1 protein-coding gene is annotated in these 726 nt (G+C 73.6%); it reads right to left on the bottom strand.

Features of this window, described 5'->3' with window-relative positions:
* On the bottom strand, nucleotides 1-726 hold a 726-nt coding region (locus GWK61_RS54935), incomplete at both ends, for a serine/threonine-protein kinase (RefSeq protein WP_499704284.1).

The raw sequence follows: 726 nt of genomic DNA, 5'->3' as shown, positions 1-726 counted from the left end.
GCTTTGGGGTGGTAGCGGAGGTCGCCGGGGGTGTGGGACGCGGGATGGGGAACTCGTTGGGCTGGGCCTGTTGGGCGAAGGGGGGAGCGCCATGCTCCGGCGGTGGAGTGAGGCTCTGAGGTTGCTGTGTGGGCGCGGGGGTCTGTGCCTGGTGCGCACTAACCGGCTGCGGAGGCATTGCCGGTGCTGATTGTGGCTGCGGCGACACCGTCGGCACACCCTGGGCGTGCGGCATGAGCCCTTGCGCCACCAGCGCGGTCGGCGGCGTGAGCCCTCGTGCCTGCTGCGGCGGCGCCATCGGCATCTGTGTCGGCACCGGCAGTCGGGCGGCCATCAGGCCGGGAATCCGCGCGACCTCCTCCAGCATCCGCGTCACGTCGTCGAGTGCCGGGCGGCGTGCCGCGTCCGGGTCCATCATGCGGTCGAGCAGGATCGCCAGTTGCTCGGGTACGCCCGGGTGGTGCAGCTTCGGCGGGGCGCCCTGCACCAGGCGGTGGTAGAGGGCGGCGCGGCCGGTGCGGGCTTCTGTCTCGAAGGGTGCGCGGCCTGTCAGGGCGGTGCGGAGCACCGATGCCAGGCCGTAGGTGTCGGAGCCGACCGTGGGGCCGGACCAGCCGAACAGCTCGCGGGGCGCGTGCATGATCGCGGTGGCGGGGACGTCGGGTTGCGACGGCGGCCGGACTGCCCACGCCAGGCCGAAGTGGCCGAGGGCGGGGCCTTCGGGGG

The sequence above is a fragment of the Catenulispora rubra genome (assembly GCF_015356825.1).
Lineage (GTDB): Bacteria > Actinomycetota > Actinomycetes > Streptomycetales > Catenulisporaceae > Catenulispora > Catenulispora rubra.
This window is presented reverse-complemented; position numbering and strand designations above follow the sequence as displayed.